This is a genomic window from Bacteroidota bacterium (genome assembly GCA_018266835.1).
In the GTDB taxonomy this organism is placed as follows: domain Bacteria; phylum Bacteroidota; class Ignavibacteria; order Tepidaquicellales; family Tepidaquicellaceae; genus JAFDZO01.
Genome location: JAFDZP010000003.1, coordinates 45,004 through 65,576, shown reverse-complemented (window position 1 = coordinate 65,576; position 20,573 = coordinate 45,004). Strand labels below are relative to the sequence as shown.

General features: G+C 34.3%; 20 protein-coding genes and 1 tRNA gene. 14 read left to right on the top strand and 7 right to left on the bottom strand.

Going from position 1 to position 20,573, the window contains the following annotated elements; translation table 11 throughout:
- Positions 1 to 190 precede the first annotated feature (190 nt).
- The 7 genes from JST55_09705 (at position 191) to JST55_09675 (ending at position 2,636) form a co-directional block, all read left to right on the top strand.
- Positions 191 to 409 (top strand): hypothetical protein, encoded by a 219-nt coding sequence (locus JST55_09705; GenBank protein MBS1493776.1) that lies wholly within the window; start codon positions 191 to 193, stop codon positions 407 to 409.
- Positions 406 to 636 (top strand): hypothetical protein, encoded by a 231-nt coding sequence (locus JST55_09700; GenBank protein ID MBS1493775.1) that lies wholly within the window; start codon positions 406 to 408, stop codon positions 634 to 636. The genes JST55_09705 and JST55_09700 overlap by 4 nt, the downstream gene beginning before the upstream one ends.
- A 53-nt stretch (positions 637 to 689) precedes the next feature.
- Entirely contained in the window at positions 690 to 1,061 is a 372-nt protein-coding gene (locus tag JST55_09695) for a hypothetical protein (protein ID MBS1493774.1), read from the top strand.
- Between the two features lie 298 nt (positions 1,062 to 1,359).
- On the top strand, positions 1,360 to 1,656 hold the full coding sequence (locus tag JST55_09690; protein MBS1493773.1) for a hypothetical protein: 297 nt from the start codon (positions 1,360 to 1,362) through the stop codon (positions 1,654 to 1,656).
- A gap of 66 nt (positions 1,657 to 1,722) precedes the next feature.
- Positions 1,723 to 2,022, top strand: a complete 300-nt coding sequence (locus tag JST55_09685; protein MBS1493772.1) for a hypothetical protein — start codon at positions 1,723 to 1,725, stop codon at positions 2,020 to 2,022.
- Between the two features lie 13 nt (positions 2,023 to 2,035).
- Positions 2,036 to 2,185, top strand: coding sequence for a hypothetical protein (locus JST55_09680; protein ID MBS1493771.1), 150 nt, complete (start codon positions 2,036 to 2,038; stop codon positions 2,183 to 2,185).
- Between the two features lie 43 nt (positions 2,186 to 2,228).
- Entirely contained in the window at positions 2,229 to 2,636 is a 408-nt protein-coding gene (locus JST55_09675; GenBank protein ID MBS1493770.1) for a hypothetical protein, read from the top strand.
- Between the two features lie 120 nt (positions 2,637 to 2,756).
- Here the strand turns inward: JST55_09675 and JST55_09670 are convergent, their stop codons facing one another.
- The 3 genes from JST55_09670 to JST55_09660 form a co-directional block, all read right to left on the bottom strand.
- Complete coding sequence (locus tag JST55_09670) at positions 2,757 to 3,449, bottom strand: SDR family oxidoreductase (protein ID MBS1493769.1); 693 nt, start codon at positions 3,447 to 3,449, stop codon at positions 2,757 to 2,759.
- Positions 3,450 to 3,498: 49 nt separating this feature from the next.
- Positions 3,499 to 3,572: transfer RNA gene (locus JST55_09665), tRNA-Arg, on the bottom strand.
- 104 nt (positions 3,573 to 3,676) lie between these two features.
- Positions 3,677 to 5,134 (bottom strand): hypothetical protein, encoded by a 1,458-nt coding sequence (locus JST55_09660; protein ID MBS1493768.1) that lies wholly within the window; start codon positions 5,132 to 5,134, stop codon positions 3,677 to 3,679.
- A gap of 540 nt (positions 5,135 to 5,674) precedes the next feature.
- Between JST55_09660 and JST55_09655 the strand changes: the two genes are divergently transcribed.
- On the top strand, positions 5,675 to 6,178 hold the full coding sequence (locus JST55_09655) for a hypothetical protein (protein MBS1493767.1): 504 nt from the start codon (positions 5,675 to 5,677) through the stop codon (positions 6,176 to 6,178).
- Between the two features lie 223 nt (positions 6,179 to 6,401).
- On the opposite strand, the gene JST55_09650 is transcribed toward JST55_09655, so the two are convergent.
- From JST55_09650 to JST55_09640, 3 genes are all read right to left on the bottom strand, one after another.
- Entirely contained in the window at positions 6,402 to 7,718 is a 1,317-nt protein-coding gene (locus JST55_09650) for a hypothetical protein (protein ID MBS1493766.1), read from the bottom strand.
- 196 nt (positions 7,719 to 7,914) lie between these two features.
- Positions 7,915 to 8,616 carry an SDR family oxidoreductase gene (locus JST55_09645; protein MBS1493765.1) on the bottom strand — a complete coding sequence of 234 codons (702 nt, stop codon included), beginning with the start codon at positions 8,614 to 8,616 and terminating at the stop codon, positions 7,915 to 7,917.
- A 438-nt stretch (positions 8,617 to 9,054) separates the two neighbouring features.
- Positions 9,055 to 10,896 carry a T9SS type A sorting domain-containing protein gene (locus JST55_09640; protein MBS1493764.1) on the bottom strand — a complete coding sequence of 614 codons (1,842 nt, stop codon included), beginning with the start codon at positions 10,894 to 10,896 and terminating at the stop codon, positions 9,055 to 9,057.
- Between the two features lie 744 nt (positions 10,897 to 11,640).
- On the opposite strand from JST55_09640, the gene JST55_09635 reads away from it, so the two are divergent.
- The 6 genes from JST55_09635 (at position 11,641) to JST55_09610 (ending at position 17,233) form a co-directional block, all read left to right on the top strand.
- Entirely contained in the window at positions 11,641 to 12,105 is a 465-nt protein-coding gene (locus JST55_09635) for a thermonuclease family protein (GenBank protein ID MBS1493763.1), read from the top strand.
- A gap of 455 nt (positions 12,106 to 12,560) precedes the next feature.
- The gene (locus JST55_09630) at positions 12,561 to 13,067 is read left to right on the top strand and encodes a hypothetical protein (GenBank protein MBS1493762.1); all 507 of its coding nucleotides are present in this window, start codon (positions 12,561 to 12,563) and stop codon (positions 13,065 to 13,067) included.
- A gap of 8 nt (positions 13,068 to 13,075) precedes the next feature.
- Positions 13,076 to 15,439, top strand: coding sequence for a TonB-dependent receptor (locus JST55_09625; protein MBS1493761.1), 2,364 nt, complete (start codon positions 13,076 to 13,078; stop codon positions 15,437 to 15,439).
- Between the two features lie 92 nt (positions 15,440 to 15,531).
- A complete protein-coding gene (locus JST55_09620) occupies positions 15,532 to 16,038 on the top strand; it encodes a hypothetical protein (protein MBS1493760.1) in 507 nt (168 codons plus the stop codon).
- 47 nt (positions 16,039 to 16,085) lie between these two features.
- Positions 16,086 to 16,754 carry a phosphatase PAP2 family protein gene (locus JST55_09615; protein ID MBS1493759.1) on the top strand — a complete coding sequence of 223 codons (669 nt, stop codon included), beginning with the start codon at positions 16,086 to 16,088 and terminating at the stop codon, positions 16,752 to 16,754.
- A gap of 68 nt (positions 16,755 to 16,822) precedes the next feature.
- Positions 16,823 to 17,233 carry a hypothetical protein gene (locus tag JST55_09610; GenBank protein MBS1493758.1) on the top strand — a complete coding sequence of 137 codons (411 nt, stop codon included), beginning with the start codon at positions 16,823 to 16,825 and terminating at the stop codon, positions 17,231 to 17,233.
- 207 nt (positions 17,234 to 17,440) lie between these two features.
- On the opposite strand, the gene JST55_09605 is transcribed toward JST55_09610, so the two are convergent.
- Positions 17,441 to 20,560: a PD40 domain-containing protein gene (locus JST55_09605; protein ID MBS1493757.1), complete on the bottom strand. Its 3,120-nt coding sequence runs from the start codon at positions 20,558 to 20,560 to the stop codon at positions 17,441 to 17,443.
- Between the last annotated feature and the right edge of the window lie 13 nt (positions 20,561 to 20,573).

Sequence of the window (20,573 nt, the reverse complement as noted above, 5' to 3'; positions counted from 1 at the left end):
CAAGTTAATGGGGCGAAAGCCCCATTTTTTATCCTATTAATATTGACAGCCCTGTCTCAAATTCCTCTTCGAGTCATACCTTATTATACAATTCCTTGAAATTTTAACTGTAATTGTGCCATTTGAGCGTGCCAAGGGGCACGGCTATTGAGGATATACTATAGTAGAAACAAACTAAAAAGGAGATGACATGTACAATCCTCAAACACAAAACCGCCCTAAGAGCACTCAACAGAAACAAGAGCCGAATGCTAGAATTGCAAAGCAACCCTCGGGACAAAGAGGTCCTAATAATAAAAATGTTCTGAACAGCGATACAACGACTCAATATGAGGAAGGCAAAACAAAACTTGAAACAAGCCAGCGTAATGAGATGCTTAGAGAAAATCATCAGAAGGGGGAAAAGTGAAACAATCAGATGAAAATAGAATTGATAAAAAAAATGATGCGACGTCGGAAGAGCGCGAAAATAACGGAGCTGAAATGAGCGATGCAAGAGAGCTTGATGAAAAGATGAGTGAAGAATACAGTCACGGAAAAAATAAGGGTGATAAGAAGTTAGAGAAGAATGAAGCATTGAACAAAAAAGAAAAAGAAAGAACCGACAGCAGTAAGTTAAACGAGAGTGAAGTTTAAAAGAGGTAAAAAATGAGTTTAAAAAAGTATTTATAAACCTAAATAAATTAGCTATGCAATACATTGAGCGCGAACAAAAATTGTATTACGATAAAGACAAAAAAGATGAAAAGGATACATCTAAAAATATCGTAAGCGCAGAAGCCGATATATCCGATATAAACAAAGCTCGCAGAGAAAAACCTGCAGGTGATATGGTGGATGGAAGACTACCTGAAAATAATAAACATCATCAGTGGAAACAGACGGGAGCGGAAGACATGCAGCAGGATGAAATATTAAATCAGGAAAGAGCAGTGAATGATAATTCGAAAAACGAAGCAAGAGACCCTGAAGGAAATCTTGAAGATAATTCTAAGCAAACAGCAACTGTTCCGGATGATTTTTTCAATAAACAAAATAATAAAGAAGAGAAAGCAGAATGAACCTGTTGAAATTTATCGCTGCGGAGTCGGTAGACCGCTAAAGGGATTAGTAAAATCCCACCCCGTAGCGATGTTTTAAAGCCAGGTTTCCTATCTAACATCCTGCCAACATTGTCATAATAACTCAACGCATTGTCACACCACTTACTTACTGGAATTAATATTTGAATTAGAAAGTTAGATTTTCGGAGTAAAAATGCAATTTTTGAAAAATTATTTTAAGAACTTTCTGCGATTTAATGGTATTCTCTTTGTAATTGTATTAATCGAAAGTGAGTAAATTTTAATTACAATAAAAATGGATAGCAAAGAAAAACAATCGAACCCGTCACTAACAGAAGGAACAACTCCGGAAAGTTTAACAGCATCATTAGATAAAGAACATAACAGCGCAGAACCGTTGCACACTACTCAGGCTAACAGAAAACAGGTTAAAGAAGTATTGGGCGGCACGGTTGAAGAAACTCCATATAGTAATTCAAACATCGAAAATTATTTAGGCAGCGAGAAACTCGATGAGAAGCTATCGACTCAGACTAAAAAACATCAGGATGATATGACAAAATCTGAAAATGCTAAAAAAGAAGTTTTATAATATAATTTAATTTAATCAATAGTTCCCGAACAGAAAATCAATTATTGAGAACATAAATCAAAAGTTATGAAAGACGAAAATACAAATAACAATGAATGGAATTCAGAATCCGAATGGAATCGAATCAGTCAGAATGCAGGTCAGTATAACCGTTCAAGCTTTTTTGGCGGGGAAAGAATAAGAGTTACATTCTCTCAGAAAATGGAAGATAATTCTAATCAGGAAAAACCGGATGATAACAATACAGATGAAAGAAAACAAAACAAACCGGAAGAAGAGAATCCTGACATCGCTCAAAAACCGGAAAAAGGTGATGGCGGAGAACAGAAAAAAGATAAACCTGAAATAAGGTACGATATAAATTAATATTAAAATCATCATGGATAAGAATACAAAAGTAGATAAGAAACAATTTGAGAATGAAAATACAGAGGAAGCATTGGTAAAAAAAACTCCTGTTGAAGGAGTTAATATGGAGGAAGATAAGAAAGAAACAGGGGATAATAATTCTGAAAAAGAAGAAGATTAAAGTAATACTTAAATTATACTTTAAAATTTAAATATAGAAAAAAATGGAACAAACAGAAAAAAGTAAAGCAGGTGTAGGGGTACCCGATGGAGATGGGGGCTCAATTGAAAGAGAAGATTCTGTAGAATTGGAAAATGAAAATTTAAGTGATGATACAAGCGAAGATACAGATGATGAAGATGTAAATCCCGCAGAAGATGAAGGTGACTGGGATGAAAATCCTGCAGTAGCTCAAAAACAAAATTCATTAGGTTTTGATAGCTCAAATCGTCGTAATAATGAAAGTATTGAAGGAGCCATGAATAATCCCGGTGTCAGAGTTTCCGGGGGAGATAGCTTTTCAATGCTTAAATATTTTAATATTGAATTTCATGATGTTGAAGATGGTAACAGAACGATAGGTTGTGAAGCTTCTGTTAGTGACAGAGGATATTACTTCAAAGGTGAGTAAATCAGATTTTGTTTTCTTCTTTTGTAACAATTAAGGGAAGTCCGTATTCTAAGTTCTCAAGTTGGGGTTTGAGAATTGAAGAATGGCAATCGGAGTTCCCTTTGTTGTGTTTATTCCAAATTATTTCTTCGGATTAGTTGGTCTTAGTTCTATCTCAGCTATAGTTGCTGATACAGGCAAACTTGCAGCGAGGAAACATGATTCAGCTATATCTTCAGCTGACAAAATTGATTCTCTGGACGAATTTAAAATTGTGCCGGGAGCATCAAAGAAATGAGTATCAACTGAACCCGGACAAATTGTTGTAACTCTCACATTGTGTTTCCTAACTTCCATAAAAAGTGAAGTTGATAATCCTATAACTGCGTGTTTAGTAGCCGAGTAAATTGAAGCTGTGGGAACAGCAGTTTTACCTGCTATTGAAGCGATATTTATTATTGTTCCTGCTTGTTTTTCAATCATAGATTTTAAAGCATATCTGCAGCAAAGATATAAACCGCGGACATTCACAGCAAACATTGAATCAAAGTCTTCAGTTTTTGAATCAATAAGATTTGCAAATAAGCCAAACCCCGCATTATTAATTAACACATCTATCTTGCCATGCTTTTCTATAGTTTTCTCTATTAGATTTTTAACTTCATCTTCTTTTGAAACATCAGTAGCTATAAACTCATATTCAGGATTATCAATAGGCATTTTATCTTTGCGGGAAGCGTTAATTACAGTATAACCGTTTAATAGAAATTTTTGAGCGCAGGCAAAACCGATACCAGAAGATGCGCCGGTAATGATACAAATCTTTTTATCCATAATATTGTCGAAATTTAATTGGAATTGAACTAATGAAGAGTGGAAAGAGTATGCCCGAGTGGAATCGAACCACTAACCTACAGCTTAGAAGGCTGTTGCTCTATCCGATTGAGCTACGGGCACGTTTTTGGTACAATATCAAAAATACGAATTTTGCAGTCTTATTGCAAACCCATAACTGAGGGATTTTTGATAAAAATTACATATCCAGATGTGGTTTCAGTTATTCAAATAAGCTTCTCCATTTTTTCAAGCAAATATTGTTTATGAATTATTCCTTTTTTCTCCTCAACTTCTTTTATCATCCATTCTTCTATTCTTTCACCTTTTTCTTCACACTTAATTATCTCGGCAAAGTACTTAAGTGAGTCCTGCACTCTCGTTGCAAACATTTCAGGAATAACATCGCTGTCATGAGTGAACTGTCTGAATGACTGCAATGCAGAGAGCGCGCTTTCGTAAGATTTCAGCTCAATATAATTCATCATATAGTAAAAACGAATATTCAATTTTTCCACTATATCAATCATTTTAACTACGCTGAAATGTCTTAGTGAATCTTCAAATTTCCCGCGCTTAAATGCTAGGACTCCACGGCAAAAATTTTCTGTATCGTGTCTTAGATCTTTGTTCATAAAATTAATATATTTATTTACAAAGTTTTCAGCCCAGTCATATTTTTTTAAAGCAATAGCAATAATGAAAATATCGCGGAACGGTCCGTTATCAAAAGTTTTAACATCAGCCAATGTAAATATTTCCAGCTCGTCTATTAACTCAGCAAACTCAATAACATCTTCGTAATATTTTCTTGTATCGACGGATAGTTTAGAAATAATCATGTGTATCATTCTGAAAATAAACTGTGTCTGGTCAAGCTTTTTTACTTTTCGGATAGTACTCAATATCTCTTTCTTAAATTCAAGATATTTTTCCTCCGTAACATCATTTTGTGAGTAATAATGAAATAGATAATGTACTCTAAGGTACGATGTATACTCGTGCCCTGTTTTTCCCATATAAGAAAGAATCTTTTCTGCATCGATAGAGCCTGCAACTACTTTCAAAATCGGGTTTTCATCCATCATAAAAATCTTATGATTCATTGTATCATAAAAAGACAGCTGATAAATATTGGTCATAAAAAAGATAATCAGCTTTTCTATCAGTTCAATATCGGATTGAAGGTATTCAGGCGAGCCATGCTCACGCAGATTTCCAAGATTATGAGCGTGATTAACATTGAGGGGATAGACATAATGAAATCTGTCAGCTATAGAAAGCAATCCGTCATCATTATCAATCAGGCTTTTTGCAATAAGCTTTTCAGAAATTTTATTAAGATTTTTCTTAGTTAATTCCGTTGTGATGTTAACATCCATCTGAAGTTTATTCTTAGCGAGATATTCGTGCGCAAGAAATTTTTTTAGCAGGTTTGAAAATTCAGCAGAGAGATTTTTAATTCTCTTCTCATTATATGTTTCAGAAGGATAAAGTTTTTTATAAATTCTTTCCCTGCTAAGTGATTCACCTTCAAATTCCGGAAATGTTTTTTGAACTATATCAAAAATTTTTTCCAGAGGTTTAGTTGTATTGAAATAAGGGGATTTGATAAAATCTCCAAATCGTTTTAATTCAGTTTTATCTAAGCTTCTGAGTATTTCTGCAGTCTGAGTTGTAAGCATTTTAACAGGATAAATTGATTGACTAAATTGCTGTTAATGAACAAAATAGTCCCGGAATTTTTATCTTTTTAACAGGATTTTTTGCTTATTTCTTTTTGTAATCAATATAGGTAAATAATATCTTTGTTTAAATTAATTATTAAAGAAAATACCCCTGCAAATACTCAATGGAAAAAGCTTTAATAATGTGTGTTTTAAAGTAATAAAAGGTAGATACCACGGCGGAAAATATGGCGCTGCCTGCGTCATAGGTAAGTTTTTCGCCGCTAATTTTTAAAACCTGTCAGTAAAATAACCCCGGTGAACTGACGGGTTTTATTTTGATGCCCTCTGCAAAATCCTTTACTTCTTAATTCACATTCACTACATTTACTATAGCGAAATATTTATTCTGTTAGCTATGGGATAATTTTCCGACATATTTCATTTACTCTCCTTTTTTGCTCTCTTGCGCAATTTGCATATTCACAGGAAAGCAAACCGTATCCTATTGACCAAAAGTCCAAACCTGAAAGAATAGATTTTTTATTTTCAACTCCAATGAAATCTTCCGAATTGAAAATTGAAAAATCAGTTGATGAAAAGTATGAACGGATGAAATCTATTCAATTTAGTTTTTACAAAGCTCCGGTAGAATTAAAAGAGAGTTATCGTTTCGATTTAATTCAGAGTGTGAACAGCAATGTTAAGTTCGGAGGATTTTATAACGGAAGCGTTAATATTCAATTCTCTCCTGCAATGTTTATAAAGCCTTTTGAATTTCTTAGCATATATGCAAACCATCAGAAGAATCTTTTTATTCCAATGGCAAACTTGCGTGATAATGCAGTTTCACTTGCAGTGGAAACAAGCGGAATGGTGCTGATTGAAAACGCAGTCAAGATTTTTGCTCCGCCAAATAAAGTTGTAAGGGGACTCACAGAGTTTACTTTGAAAAATTGTTTATCATTTCTTATCTATTCAATCTTTAATTCCTCTCAAACTAACAATACCGGCGTTTATAAGTATGATTTTTATTATATCTCTGCAGGAATTACTTTTTAATTCCTTCTAATTTAATCGACAAGTTTGATACCCGTGGGGGGTATTTGATACAACGATGGGAATTGACGGCTAAGATAAAACTGAAAAACCTGATTGTTCTTGTTTTTTTAAACACGGACTCTCAGGTTTTATTTTTTAGTTAAACTATTATGTAAAATTATTTAATTCTTCTTAAAAAACTATTTCATCTTTAAAATAATTTAAAAATTATTTTCAATTTATTTTACGGAATTGTAAAAGTTTTCACCGTAGTCTCCACGTTATTTGCAAGAGAGCCTGAAAAATTCGAGACCGCTCCGTTTAAAATTACTCTTGTATTAAACGACATTGTTGCGCCTGCGTAATTTTTTACCTTCACCGTATAATCGCCGCTAGGCATTACATTTCTCAGACTGTAAATATTTTCAGTTGCATTGCCCTGTGTTGACTGCCAGTCTCTATCCAATGAAAAATCAGAATTACTTCTGTTGCCATAATAAATATGCAGATTATTTGGACCGTACAAATGCAAATCCATATCTGCTGTTGCAGATGTTGAATTTGTCCATGTTAAAGTAGCTTGGAATACACCTGAGCCATACGGTACCGTTGGCGGAGCCCATCCGCCTGTACCCGTAGGTCTTCCTTGTACCCAGGTACCTCCGCTTGGTATTCCAATCGGAACATATACTACAGCATCATAAGTTGACCACCCGTTGAATATCAACGGATTTGTAACAGTAACTGATACAGGCGCAGTGTACGTATAAACACTAAAATTCGGACCCTGGCAATTAGAATATGACAGCCAGAATTCTATTGTGCCTAATGGAACAATAGCCTTTGTTGTTCCTATAGGGCATCCTAAAAATATTGGTCCCGAAAACGTCCTTCCAACAAATCCATCAGCATACATGCTCAGCACGGCAGGATCTTGAGGTACGATGCTTCTTACAGTCAAGTAATAATTAGTCCAAACTTCCAAATGGTCATAAAAACATCCTCCGGGTCCTACAATTGCTCTGTCACCACCTGAACTTTTTGTTAATACAAAATATCCAAGTGTGAGAACATCTATGCCGATCCTTTTTTTAACTGTATCCAATGCAGAAGTGGGAATAATTTTCCATGTTTGCAATGAAGGTGAATAATAGAAGACAGTTAGATTTTGTGGAGTAGATTGACTAGCAGCCGGGAAGTAAATTCGTATAGGGGAATTAAACGTAAATGATTCCGGACCTGCTTTCAGATATTTCCCAATTACAGTATATCCTGCCGGTATTGAAGGATATCCGCTTTCAATTGTGCTTGATGTATTTAAAGAAAAAATTACCGTGCCTGCTCCGCCGCCTGTAAGAGTAGGTACGTCTCCGCTTCTTACAACTAATGAGAACTCATCATAATCAAGACTACCGTTAGTAGTAGAAGTATAAGTACCGGTTGTTCCGTTGCTTCCGGTTGTTGGCGGGATTACAGGATTATCTTCTGTTTTAGTGCAGGATAAAGTGAGGACTGAGAAAAAAATTACAGGAATGATCAGAATTCTATAGATTTTTTTCATGGCAGTAATATTTTAATTTTTGGAATAATTAAAATGATTACCATTAAAAAGAACTATGGATGATGTGGATTTTTAATGTATCAATTAAAATTTAAACTTCAGCGCTGATTAAAAAAATTCAAAAAGCAGGGGATATAGCCGGAAGGGAATTCAGGCAGATTTTCAAATAATAAAATTCTGCCCGATATAAAATTAGTTAAAACGGATTCGTAGCCCATACAGTTACTTCAGGAATGAATCCTTTATTTTCCATTTCAAGAACAGATTTTATAGTATAAGCAATTTCCATTGAAGATAATTTTTTTCTGTCTTCTTTTCTTTCAATTCTTGAATCGTTATTGAAGGCAGTTGTAACTTCGCTTGGATTTATCAGGCATACTCGTACATTAAATTTTCTTAGCTCTGCCTGCCAGCATTGAGTCATTCCTCTTAATGCAAATTTTGAACCGACATAAATGGTGCCGCCTTCAAAACCTTTAGATGCAGCAGTTGAAGCAATGTTAATTATGTTGCCTGAATTTTGCTTCATGAAAATTTTCGACATTTCTTTTGTTAGCAAGGTAAGCCCGAATACATTTGTCGCAAAAACTTTTTCAAGATCTTCTATTTCAATTTTTTCCAGTCTTTTAAATTCACCTATACCGGCGTTGTTTATAAGTACATCTATTCCTCCAAGTTTTTCAATTATTTTTTCTGAGTTTGATTGAATACTTTTATAATCCGAAATGTCGAACAAAAAAGGCTCTGCCCCGGTGTATTGTGCAGCTTCCTGAAGACGGGCTTCATCTCTGCCGGTAATAATCACTTTTGCACCGATATCTACTAATAATTTTGCTGTTTCTTTTCCTATGCCGAGGCTGCCGCCTGTGATTAGGACTTTTGATTTTTCAATTTTCATAATTTTTAAGATAAATTAATATTACTCGCGATATGGTTAATAGGGGAGAATAATTCTACAATAATGTATGATAAGAATTTAAATTTAACAATGTAGAATTAATTAGAATTGTAATGTAACGCATTAATATGTCACCACCGCTGCCCCTCCTCTTTACATCAACCTAAATACGAGGAAGAGGTGCGAGATGATTGGTTGGAATTTTGTGATGAAAAAATAATTTATTCCAATTAACATAGTTAAAAGCTAAGGAATAAAAATTTTATGAAGTCTCCCCCTCCTTACCAAGGAGGGGGATTAAGGGGGTGGTTAAAGGTAAGCAAATTTGATTTGCTCTTATCTTAACCCCTCCCTAACCCTTCCCTTAGTAAGGGGAGGGAACTTTACAAAATAAATTTTAAGAAATTTTAATAACCGGTTAAAAATTAAATACTATATCTATTTCAACAGCATCATCTTTTTTGTTTCTCTGAAATCTCCTGCAGTGATTGTGTAGAAATATACTCCACTGGCAAGTGTTGTTGCATTGAATGATACTTCTTTTGTTCCTTCGCTGACTATTTCATCATTGATTAATGTCGCTACTTCCTTTCCATCTACTCCATAAACTTTAAGAGTTACATTAGCAAGTTTTGGTAATGAGAATCTTATGTTTGTTACAGGATTAAAAGGATTAGGATAATTTTGCTTAAGTTCAAATTTATCGGCAATTGAACTTACAGGATTTATTCCTACTGGTGCCGGATAAGATACTCTTATATAAAAAGGGTCTGCATATGTGTCCGTATTAGGGGTATTAACATTCGCTCCAGGAATTGTATCTCTTTGGCAAATCATATTTATATAATCAGTATTTGCAGTTTTATCGTTTATAGGTGAAACTGTTACATAAGCCCAGTCCATTCTTGGAGAAGTGGGAGTAATAATAAATGGTCTCTTCCATGATGCGCCATTATTTCCGGAGACAGTCAGATAAATATCAGTATAAGATGAAGAATCTGTTCCTCCTACTGCTTCATTCTGTACCATAAATGCAACATACAAATCAGAACCGTCTGAAGCTTGTCCTATTGACGGTCTGCATACAGGACCTTCAACATCATTAGAGCCAACCATCGGTGCATAAGGAACATTATTAGAGTCCGCAATTATTATGCTTCTGTTTGGATCTGCTCCCGGTAAAGACGTCGACCAGAAGCGAATGTTATTTGGTGCGCCTCCGAAATAATTTCCTGCTGTTGTTTGCTTTATTGTTTCAAAAACTACCTTTGGAGTGTTTCCCTGATATAAAAGAGAAATACCTCTTAATCCTCCAAGAGAATCTGTTCCGAAATTAGCAGAGAAAATTTTTGTTGCTGCAGAGAACGTGTTACCATTATCAGTTGATTCTGTGAAGAAGACACTTCCGTAATCTGAAGGGAATCTGTTTCTATCAACAATATAAGCAAGACCTATTCTTCCGTCTGCAGCTCTTGCAAGTGCATATGTCTCAGCCTGACTTGAATTAATTAATTTATATCCGGTAAAGTCAGGAGACGTAAAAGATCTGCCGATATTCATAAAAGCTGAATCCTCAGGCTGTCCTGCAAGTGAAAGAGAAGATGCACAAAATACAAATTTATTTACCGGTGAGCTTGACTGAGTTAATACTAATCTGGGCCATGAATATTTATTTGCAACACCGCCTGCGTCTAAGATAGCAAAAGAACCAAGTCCGGTGAAAGCATCCACAAGTATTTGAGTTCTTACATTTGTACTTGCACCAAATCCTCCGTGAAGAGCTATTATAGCTGCACCGGATGGAAGACCTGTAACCATTCCGTAACCTGCACGGCCTGTTGACGGCACTCTTGAAACATATGTCCACGTAGTTCCTCTGTCAGAGCTGAAGTAATACTGCATGGCTCTATCGGGCCATGTTGTACCGGGATCTGAAGATAGCATATATACAGCATGAATATTATCAAGATTGTTAGGGTCCTGCCAGATCTGCATTGCAGTACCGTTAGACTGAATATCATAATAATTTCTTACATCGGTCAATCTATAAAATGTTGCAGTTGCATTATCCGTAAAATAACTTTGGGTCATCCCGTTTTTATTTACTGCTATGCGGGGAGCACCACTAACATATTCACCTTTAATTGCATCACCGTTCAAGATAATTTTACTTTGAACGCGGGAAAGCTCATCTATCTGCTCTTTTGTATAAATAGAATTTCCAAAAGAAACAGCAGACATACTGAATAAAACCAGGAGTAAAAATAATTTTCTGAACATAACAATCTCCTTTTTCAAAATTAATTGAAATTTAAGTTGAAGAAAACTGAGGGAGTGTATGTATTGAAAAGGGTATTAAAATCCGAGGGTTTTGAATTATAAAGAGATGTACAAATTTTCTTAGAGGAAGATAATACAAGTGAGGGAAAAAATTGAGGGATTAGTATATGTGAGCATGACTTAACAATATATTATAAGAAATATAATTATTCAATGGAGTAAATCGTTAATTTTTTTAAGTAAAAAAGAAGGTTCTGTACTACTAAGGTTATCTATCTAAAAATTGAAATTTAGTTCAAAAAATTAATTTTATTTTAAAAAGCGCAATAGTAGCTAAAAATCAATATTTTTTCCTTAAAATGTATATAGTATCCAAACTACAGTAAATATTGGAATACTATCTGAGAGAAATGTAAAAAATCTTAAATCCATTGTAATTCCCATGTATTTTCACACTTTTGCTTTGGCACAGGAAATGTAATAAAGGGTGTATCAGTTAACCAAAAATTATAAAAACCATGTTTAAACCATTTATTAAACTTTCCAGCAGAGTGCTTGAAGTATCAGTTTCGGTATTATTTGTTTTGATATATCTTATAATGATATTCACGATTTAATACTGTTTTAGACTGCGAGATTTATTATTTTAAAATTCCAATTAAAGCAAAATAACTCGCTCTGAATTACAAAATACTTCTAATACTTTTTTTAGCATCTGCAAATATTATTTATTCACAGGATTCTTTGCAGGTAAGAGTAAAAAAAATTCTAAGCGGGGATCGGTTCCTTACAGATAACGGGTTAGAAGTAAAGCTTATTGGAATTAACACACCTCCAAAAGATGATTCCCTAAAAATAGACGAGCTCTCACAAAGTACAGGAATTAATTCCGATACTATAAAACTGCTCGGCGCTCTTTGCGCAGAATTCACTGAGAACTATCTTAAGAACGAGAAAGTATTTCTTGTTAAAGATATTAACAATGAAGATACTGATTCAACAGGCAAAATTTCCCGTTATGTTTTCCTTGATGACGGGACAATGTTCAATAAAACAATTTTATTATACGGATACGCATTTGTAAATCCGGACGAGAGAAATTCTTTCAGGGAGTGGAAGGATTTTTCGAGTATAATGCTTTATATACGAAGTTACTTTCTGGGATTGTGGATAAATCCAAACTTCAGAAAACTCCAGCCGAAATTATAATCATTTCAACGTTCAAGAACAATTAATACAAAAAATACTTACTGAGTTTTTCTTTTCGCATATCTAATACTTATTAAAAAAATTATTTTTGAGAGTAATTTTTATTAAAATATTGTGGTTTATTCATTTTATAGCTTTTTTTAAGGGTTTTTAAAATATGATATAAATCACATTTTTTTTTGAGTAAAGTCATAGGATAGCTTACTAACTTGTGACTATTTTTGTATAAGCTTTTTAGATAACCTAACCTTCTTGATACTCTTACGTATTAAGAATAAATAAAAAAGATAAAAATTAGGTTTGAAAATAAAGCAGGTTTTAGTTATTTTTAATTAGACTGTGTATAAATAAGAAACCAAAAATATTTAAAATTAGTTTATTTTAAGCTTTTTTATTTCTCGCACACCTAATCATCCATAGAAAAAAACATTTCATTAATCAAACGTTTTAAAAAATTGAAAACAAAATTCTTCGGTAATCTTGTATTTGTTCTCTGCGCAGTAGCTTTAATAACTATTGCTTATAGCTGTAAAAGTGACGACACTGTAGTAACTCCATCAGGTCCTGATGCGAACTCAATCAATGGTACATTAACATTTGTAGATACAGGCTTTGTATCAACAGGCGGAACATATCTTATCGCTGCTTATTCATCATGGCCTCCGACAGCTGGTCCATCATCTTATGATACAGTAAGAATCTCAAGAAATTCTTCAACTGGAAAATGGAATCAGTCATACTCATATAAGTTATCCAATGTTGCAAATGGAAATTATGCCGTGTCTGTTGGTTTCAGAAAGAACACCGGCGGTCAAAGCCCTATCATGGGTGTTTACGGATGTGATACAACACATAACTCATGCGTTGTAACAACAACATCAAGAGCAACTATCACAAATAACGCTGGCGTTACCGGTATTGATTTCAAATGCTGGGCAGATACCACTAAGAAATTATATTAATCCTTATAATGGATAATCTTATAAATATTTTAAGAAAATTTTCAGGCAGAGCATTATATGCTTTGCCTGTTTTTTTTCTTTTCCTGAATATCGCTTTCTCACAAAGCGAATATGAAAATTATGAAACAGGTATAAAAGGTATTGTTCTCGATAATGAAACAAATGAAGTTGTAAATTCCGTTCAAATTATATTACAGGATGAAGGCGGAAAAAAAGTATTCGAGACAACTACTGATTTAAAAGGAATTTTTACTATTAACAGTCTCAGACAAGGTATTTATAAATTATTAGCAAAGCGGATTGGTTATAAACCAGCTGAGAAGGATATAGTACTTACTGAAAAAGCTTCTTTAGATGTAAAGATTGAACTCTCACCCGATGTAATCAACACAGAAAAAATAAATGTCACTGCTACTAAAACTGAACAGACTCTGCAGCAGACTCCTTCATCTATTTCTATAGTAACTTCTGATGATATTAAATATAAAAATATTTTAACATTCGATAACGTATTGCAGGGAGTTGAAGGTGTTGCAGTTACACGCACAAGCGGAATAAATGTAAACTCACTTTCAATCCGCGGTTCATCTGATGTTGCCGGCGGGGGTATAGGGAACAGAGTTCTTCTTCTTTTAGATGGAAGACCATCTTTAACCGGTGATTCTAAAGGAGCATTATGGGCACTCATCCCGGTATCAATTATTGAAAGAACTGAAGTTGTAAAGGGAGCTTTCTCTTCGCTTTACGGTTCATCTGCAATCGGCGGAGTTGTAAATGTAATAACAAAAAAGCCTACTTATACTTCTTACACAGGAATAAATCTAAATTACGGATTCTATAATAAGCTTAACGACAGCTTAAAGTTTTCAAATTCACTGCAGACATTCAAAGGTGTTGATGCAATCAATAGCAACACACTTGGAAAATTTTCATATCTATTAAATTTTAACTATAAAAAGAACGACGGACATGCTGAACAAACTGACTATGAATTTTACGGCGGTATGGGAAAGTTTATGTATGATTTATTTGCAAACAGAGATTTAGAGTTCACCGTTCAATATACAAAATCAAATTCTGCATATCCCCATTACTGGAGAAAAGATGCAGGAAGCGGTTCTGAGCCATATAAAACAGCACCGATGTATTTGGGCGACAGGATAAGAAAAGAAACATCAAGCTACGATTTATATTACAGAGCTGTTCCGAATGCAAATTCAAAATATACTTCAAGATTTTATTATTACAGCTTAGCTAGTGAATCATTCTATAATCCGAATAATCCGGTATCAGCTCAATTTGGTTCAACAGTTGACGGGTTAAATACATATATTAATTCATACAACTTCGGAAATATTTCACAGGTAGATTTTCAGCTGGGAAGAAAAAATTATTTCATTACAGGCTTTGATGCTCAATGGAATATAGTACGTTCAAATCCCGAAGCAATTCTTTATGGCGACCAGCAGCAGAATAATTTTGGCGTATATGCGCAGGATCAGTTTAAAATTATTACAAATAATGTTGGAGATGAAGTTTTAACTTCAACTATCGGTGGAAGAATTGATAGAAATCTATTTGTCGGCGGAACTGCAACTACTCAGTTCAGTCCTAAATTTTCACTGGTGTTCACACCTGAAGTCAGCGGGAATTTATTAAATAATGTATCATACAGATTACTGGTTGGAAGAGCTTTCCGTTCACCTTCAATAGCTGAATTATTTTTCAAGAAAGAATTATTCGGCGGTTTTGATTTTGTTTACAATCCAAACCTGAAGCCTGAAGAAATGGTAAGTTATGAAATCGGATTTATGAAACAATATAAGAACAGATTCACGATTGATTTTTCTGCATTCATAAATGAATACGATAATCTTATTCAATACGTAAATATCGGAGGCGGAATATACGGACCGTTCCAGGTTCAGAATATTGCAAACTCACAGATAAAAGGTGTGGAATTTATGATTGATTACAAATCAGGATTCCGATTTATGCAGCATGATTTAGGCTATCACTTCAGCGTAAATTATACTTATATGGATGCTAGAGATTTATCTCCTAACCGCTCAGATGATTTTTTACCATACAAACCAAACCATCTTATAAATTTTACAACTGATTTAAACTACAGAGATTTTTATTTTAATGTTACCGGAAAATATGTAAGCAAAATTGACGAGGACTTATTTTATAAATACGAAGAACCGAAAGCTTATCTTGTAGTTGATAGCAAAATTTCAAAAAGATTTTCAAATAAGTTCACAGTATTTTTTGCAGTAAGTAATTTATTTGATGTTCAGTATCAGGAGCTTGAAAGAACACAAGCCCCTAACAGAAACTTTAACTCAGGTGTAAGTATAGAATTCTGAATCACTTAGTACAATTTTCTCACGCAATTCTTCCCCCTCCTTTATAAGGAGGGGGATAGGGGGAGGTATAAGCCAAATGGAATTATAAATTTATGCTCGAAAACTTTTCAAAATATAATCTCAATTTTAGAAAAATCATTGAAGGTTACTCTCCTATTTCTATCTCATCCTTAAATTTAGATCAAGAATATTATCAGGAATTTTTAAATAGTAAAATTTATTATAACAATGGATATTACACTACTGATGATAAAATAATTGATACAGATTTACTCAGGAGTACAAATTTTTATGATGATGATTCAAGATATGAATATTCTGCTAACAAATTATTTGTTAACGATTTTTTAGCTGATAATATACGGGACAATAGATTGTTATTCATTGGAGTTGAGCTTATACTTAAGTTAAAAGATAAATTGACGTTTACATTTCCCAACAAAAAATTTAAAATGGTTGTTTCATATGATATGATTAATGAAGGCGGGTTTGAAGATTGTATTATTACGTTTTATAAATACAGAGAGAGTGATGGAGACATTTTACTTGAAGATTTAAACTTGTATACTAATTCAGCAATTGCCGTTATTGAAACTTAAACCTCCTCCTATTCCCCCTTATGAATGAGGGGAAGACAGAATAGTAAATGAATAGTTACTCATCCATCTGGAAAACGTTTTTTTCTGACAGGAAGAATATTTATCTTTTCCCGCTCACAGTAATATTTTTAGTTTTTACAATGAGCAGCTTTGCAAGATTTCTTGTATTCAACGAAGCAAGGACTTACTCGGTAAAAATCAATGACCCGCTTTTCAATTTCTTCAATGCGATAGATCTAAACATCATTGCATTTCCTGTAATTTACGTCGCCCTCATCACATTTATAATTTATAATTCATTCAGGCCGAGAACATTAATGTTTGCATTTAACTGCTATGCTCTTATGGTATGGATAAGAATGTTTGCAATGTATATAACTCCGCTTGATGTATCTGCCGGAGCAATTGACTTAAGAGACCCTATAGTATTTTTTCTAGGGACAGGAGGTATGGTTCAGAAGGATTTGTTTTTCTCCGGTCACACTGCATCACTGACTCTTCTTGCAATAATAGTTTTTAATGCGAAAAAAATATCGGGGCAAGACTATAATCTGAAGGCAGATACATTTATGAAGTTCTTTTTTTTCTTTTGCTTAATAATTGTCGGTTCAAGTGTTGTTTTGCAAAAAGCGCATTATACCATTGATGTTTTTGCTGCCTTATTTTTTGCATGGGGAGCGTATTCAGTTGTTAAAAAAGTGTACAGGATAAGTTAAATATATATTATATATATGGAAATAATACAAAAAGATATTTATATTGATATTCAAAAAAAATCAGCAGTATGAATAAGTTTTTATTATTAATCATAATAGTTTTTTGTTTTTTATCAATTGACTGCAAAGCTCAGGATATAATAAAATTTCGTGCAAAATATACATCTGATATGGAATATAAGCACGGCCGGTGGAGCGAATGGTCAGACTGGGAGACAACTAATATTCTTATCACTATAGATATAGTAGACCAGCGGATTAAAATATTTGCCAGTTCAACAAACGTTTTGGACATCTATGACTATGAAACAAAAGAGAGTTCAGGCTCTTCTGTACTTTTTTTGTATTGTATTGATGATGCCGGAGATAAGTGCAGGGTGAGATTCAGATATAATGAAGATGAAGATGACAGGGAATTGTATGTTGATTACCCGACGTTCACTGTTGCTTATGCATTAAAACCGTTATCCAATTATTAATTTAACATTTGCTACATGGATTATCCCGTAAGTGGAAACAATTTAACTGGAAGTAGTAGTACCCACCTTAACTTTCTTCATATAAATAACAATTGAATAAAAAAAGACCTGACAGTTCGCCGCGGCGAATAAATCCTGTCAGGTCCTACAATCAATTTCGTAGAGACACAAAATTTTGTGTCTCTACGATATATCCAAAATTCTTATTTAAAAATCAAATCCAAAGAGCACGCCGAAGTAAACTCTCCACTCTTTACCGTAAGTTACATCTGTACCCTGAAAGCGTTTTGTAAACTGATCAAAGCCGTATGCTGTGTTCAGGAAGATACTTGTAGGGAATACATACCAGCTGAATGCCTGCAATCTTAACTCTGCGCCCACATCTTTTTTGAAGTCGGCAAAATTTACACTGTTACCATCCCATGCATTACCATAATCTCCATAGATTGATAAATAAAGCTTATCAAGATACAGAGGAGAAATTCTGGTGTCAATTTTTTGTATTAATGGCATTCTGTAAGTAAGAGTTGCAACTCCCATTCTTCCGCCGCCGATTGCATAGAAAGGATATCCTTTCATTCCCGGCAATCCGGATGCATAGAAGTTATAGAAATCTTCTACCTGAGGTCCGAAGATTGTAGCGCCTTTTAATTTTAAGCCGAGTGAGTGTGTCTTAAATAAGCTGATGCTCTGGCTTAGTTCAGCCTGAAGTTTATGAAGCTTTCTGTTCTCGTATAATGTTGTTGTAGTTCCGTCATCATTAACAACAATATCGGGATTTATTTTACTTACTTCATAGTCATATTGAATATCAACTTTTCTACCTATGGGATTTATATCAGAGTTCTTTCCGGGCTGCTCATAATTATATCTGTAACCGAATGAAAAATTGCTTGCAAGGAAATAATTTTCAGAGGAAGAACGGACTGATACTCCAGACGGCAATGCAAATGCATCAAGCTTGTAAGCGTATTTGCTATATGTATAGAGGAATCTGAAATCGTGATTAACATTTATCATCTTCCATGACATCCCTGCATCAAATGAAAGCAAATCATATGTAATAGGAACGTTTAATGTATCTGCGCCTGCAAGAAGTTGTCCTGTTGAAGAACGTGATACGTTATATCCTGCAAATGTAAATTTTGGTTCAAAGCCAAGTTTTCTAGTAAAGAATTTATCGAAGATAGGCATACCGTTATCATACTCGAACTGAGCGAATAAATCTCTTTCACCTTTTCTGTTTATCGCTGCTCCGCCGAAAATAGAATAGCGGTTAATAACTTCACTGGAGAAAAAGTATAATCCGGGCTTTATAGCGTCAAGGAAGTTTCCGTCTTTATTATAATTATCAATTCTTAATAACGGGACTAAGAATAAAGGAGTGAACTGGCTTCTGTATTCTTTCTTTTCGTTCTTAACAAAATTCTTATCGTTGAATGCTTTAAGTGAATCCCAGTTATAATTATTTTCAGGAAGATTCGGGTCATAGTTCTCCGCATATTTCTGAATTAATCTCGGAGGTTTATCGTATGCTTTTAATTCTCCTGCAGCATGAGTTTTATAATTATTAAGCAAAGCAATTTTGTAACCAGTTGAAGTGTATTCAGAAAATGTTATGTTGCCTTTGCCGTCAACTGATGGCATAAAAGCGCCGCCTGTTACGTTAGTGATTTGCGATGTCTGCTTCGAATCGAAATCATATTGATAGACATTAAAAATTCCTGTAGCGTTACATGAATAATATAACTTACTGCCATCTTTAGAAAACACTGCGCTTCTGTAGTCGACACCTTTATCACCAAGAACATCGGTAAGCACTCCTGTTGCAATATCTACACTTACAATTTTTCTTGACTCTTCAAATGCATAGTCGAAGATGATTGATTTTCCGTCAGGTGAAAACTTCGGATTGAATACCTGCTCTCCGTTATTAAAAGCGGTAAGCGGCTCATAATTTTTTCCGTTAGCATCTGCGTATTCAAGATTCATTGTTCCGTCACCGTTAACCACAAAACAAATTTGTTTTCCGTCAGGTGAATAAGAAGGGGAGTATGCTCTTAAGTTTTCTGTTAAGCGGGTTTCTTTTTCTGTCTTTAATTCATAGTGATATAAATCATATACAACTGCGCCATGTATTGTCGGCGGAGTATTTCTTTTTGCAAAAATTATTTTTGAACCATCAGGTGACCAGTTATAATTTGTAGAAACCGGCGCAGTTATCAATTTTGATTTCTTAGTTGCCAAATCATATACAAACAATCCTGTCGCACCGTAATCATAATCCTGATTTGATAGATATGAAATTTTTGTACCATCGGGTGAGAACTGAGGATAATAGTTTGCAAAGCCGAGTTTCTCTATTAAGTCACCTTTGACTTCTGTTTCTTTAACGCCTTTCATTCTTTGAGCGTAATCATTTTCTAAGTACTTTTTCCATTCTAAGTAAACATCTTTGCCGTCTTTTCCCAATGCGTCTTTCATTGCTCTATCCATAGAGAAGTTTGTTAAATCACCAAGAGCATGTGAAATTGTTCTCAGCTTATCTTCTCCGTACGTTGCGGCAATATATCTTACAAGTCCGAATCCTAAATTATAAATTGATTCAGCTTTCAAAGATGTTATAGAAGAGAACTGTCCCATTTCTTCCCATGATAGCAGATTACCGTCAAGAATATAGCTTCTTAAAATCATATCTCGGTTAGCATCCCAGTAATCGTAGCTTAATTGTTGTCTCTGATACTGCGCAGTACCTTCTGCATACCAGGCAGGAACGCCTACGCCCGATATTGGGTAAGAGACAATGACATTAGGATAACCATATAACACGTCAGGTCTTCTTTCTTTTTCATAATTAAGCCATTGAAGGTAAATAGCCGGTACGTTCTGTGAAAACTTTAATGATGATTGAATCTGCACTGCGTGAGTAAACTCGTGAGTGATAACATTACGCAGCCAGTTATGGGTACCGCGAAGATCATAATCCAATGCAGAAGCAAAGATTTCAATTCGGTTTCCGTAGTAGTCCGTTGCTCCGTTTGCAATATCGGAAACGTCATTAATAACGAAAGTAACTTTTTTATCGGGTTCGTAATGATAGAGGGCTGTAATAGGTCCATATATTTCCTCGGCAATCTTAGCGATTGTATTGGCTGTTCTCTCTGTTCCGCTGTGATATGTAATAAAGAAGTGCGGAGTTTCAATAGTGAACCAGTCAAGCTCCGGATGCGGTTCAAACTGAGAGAAAACATTGCCAGAGTTAAACAATGGAACTAAATTAAAAAATAAGCATAAAAACAGAACAACAATAACTTTGCTTTTTAACATTAAAGATTTTTTT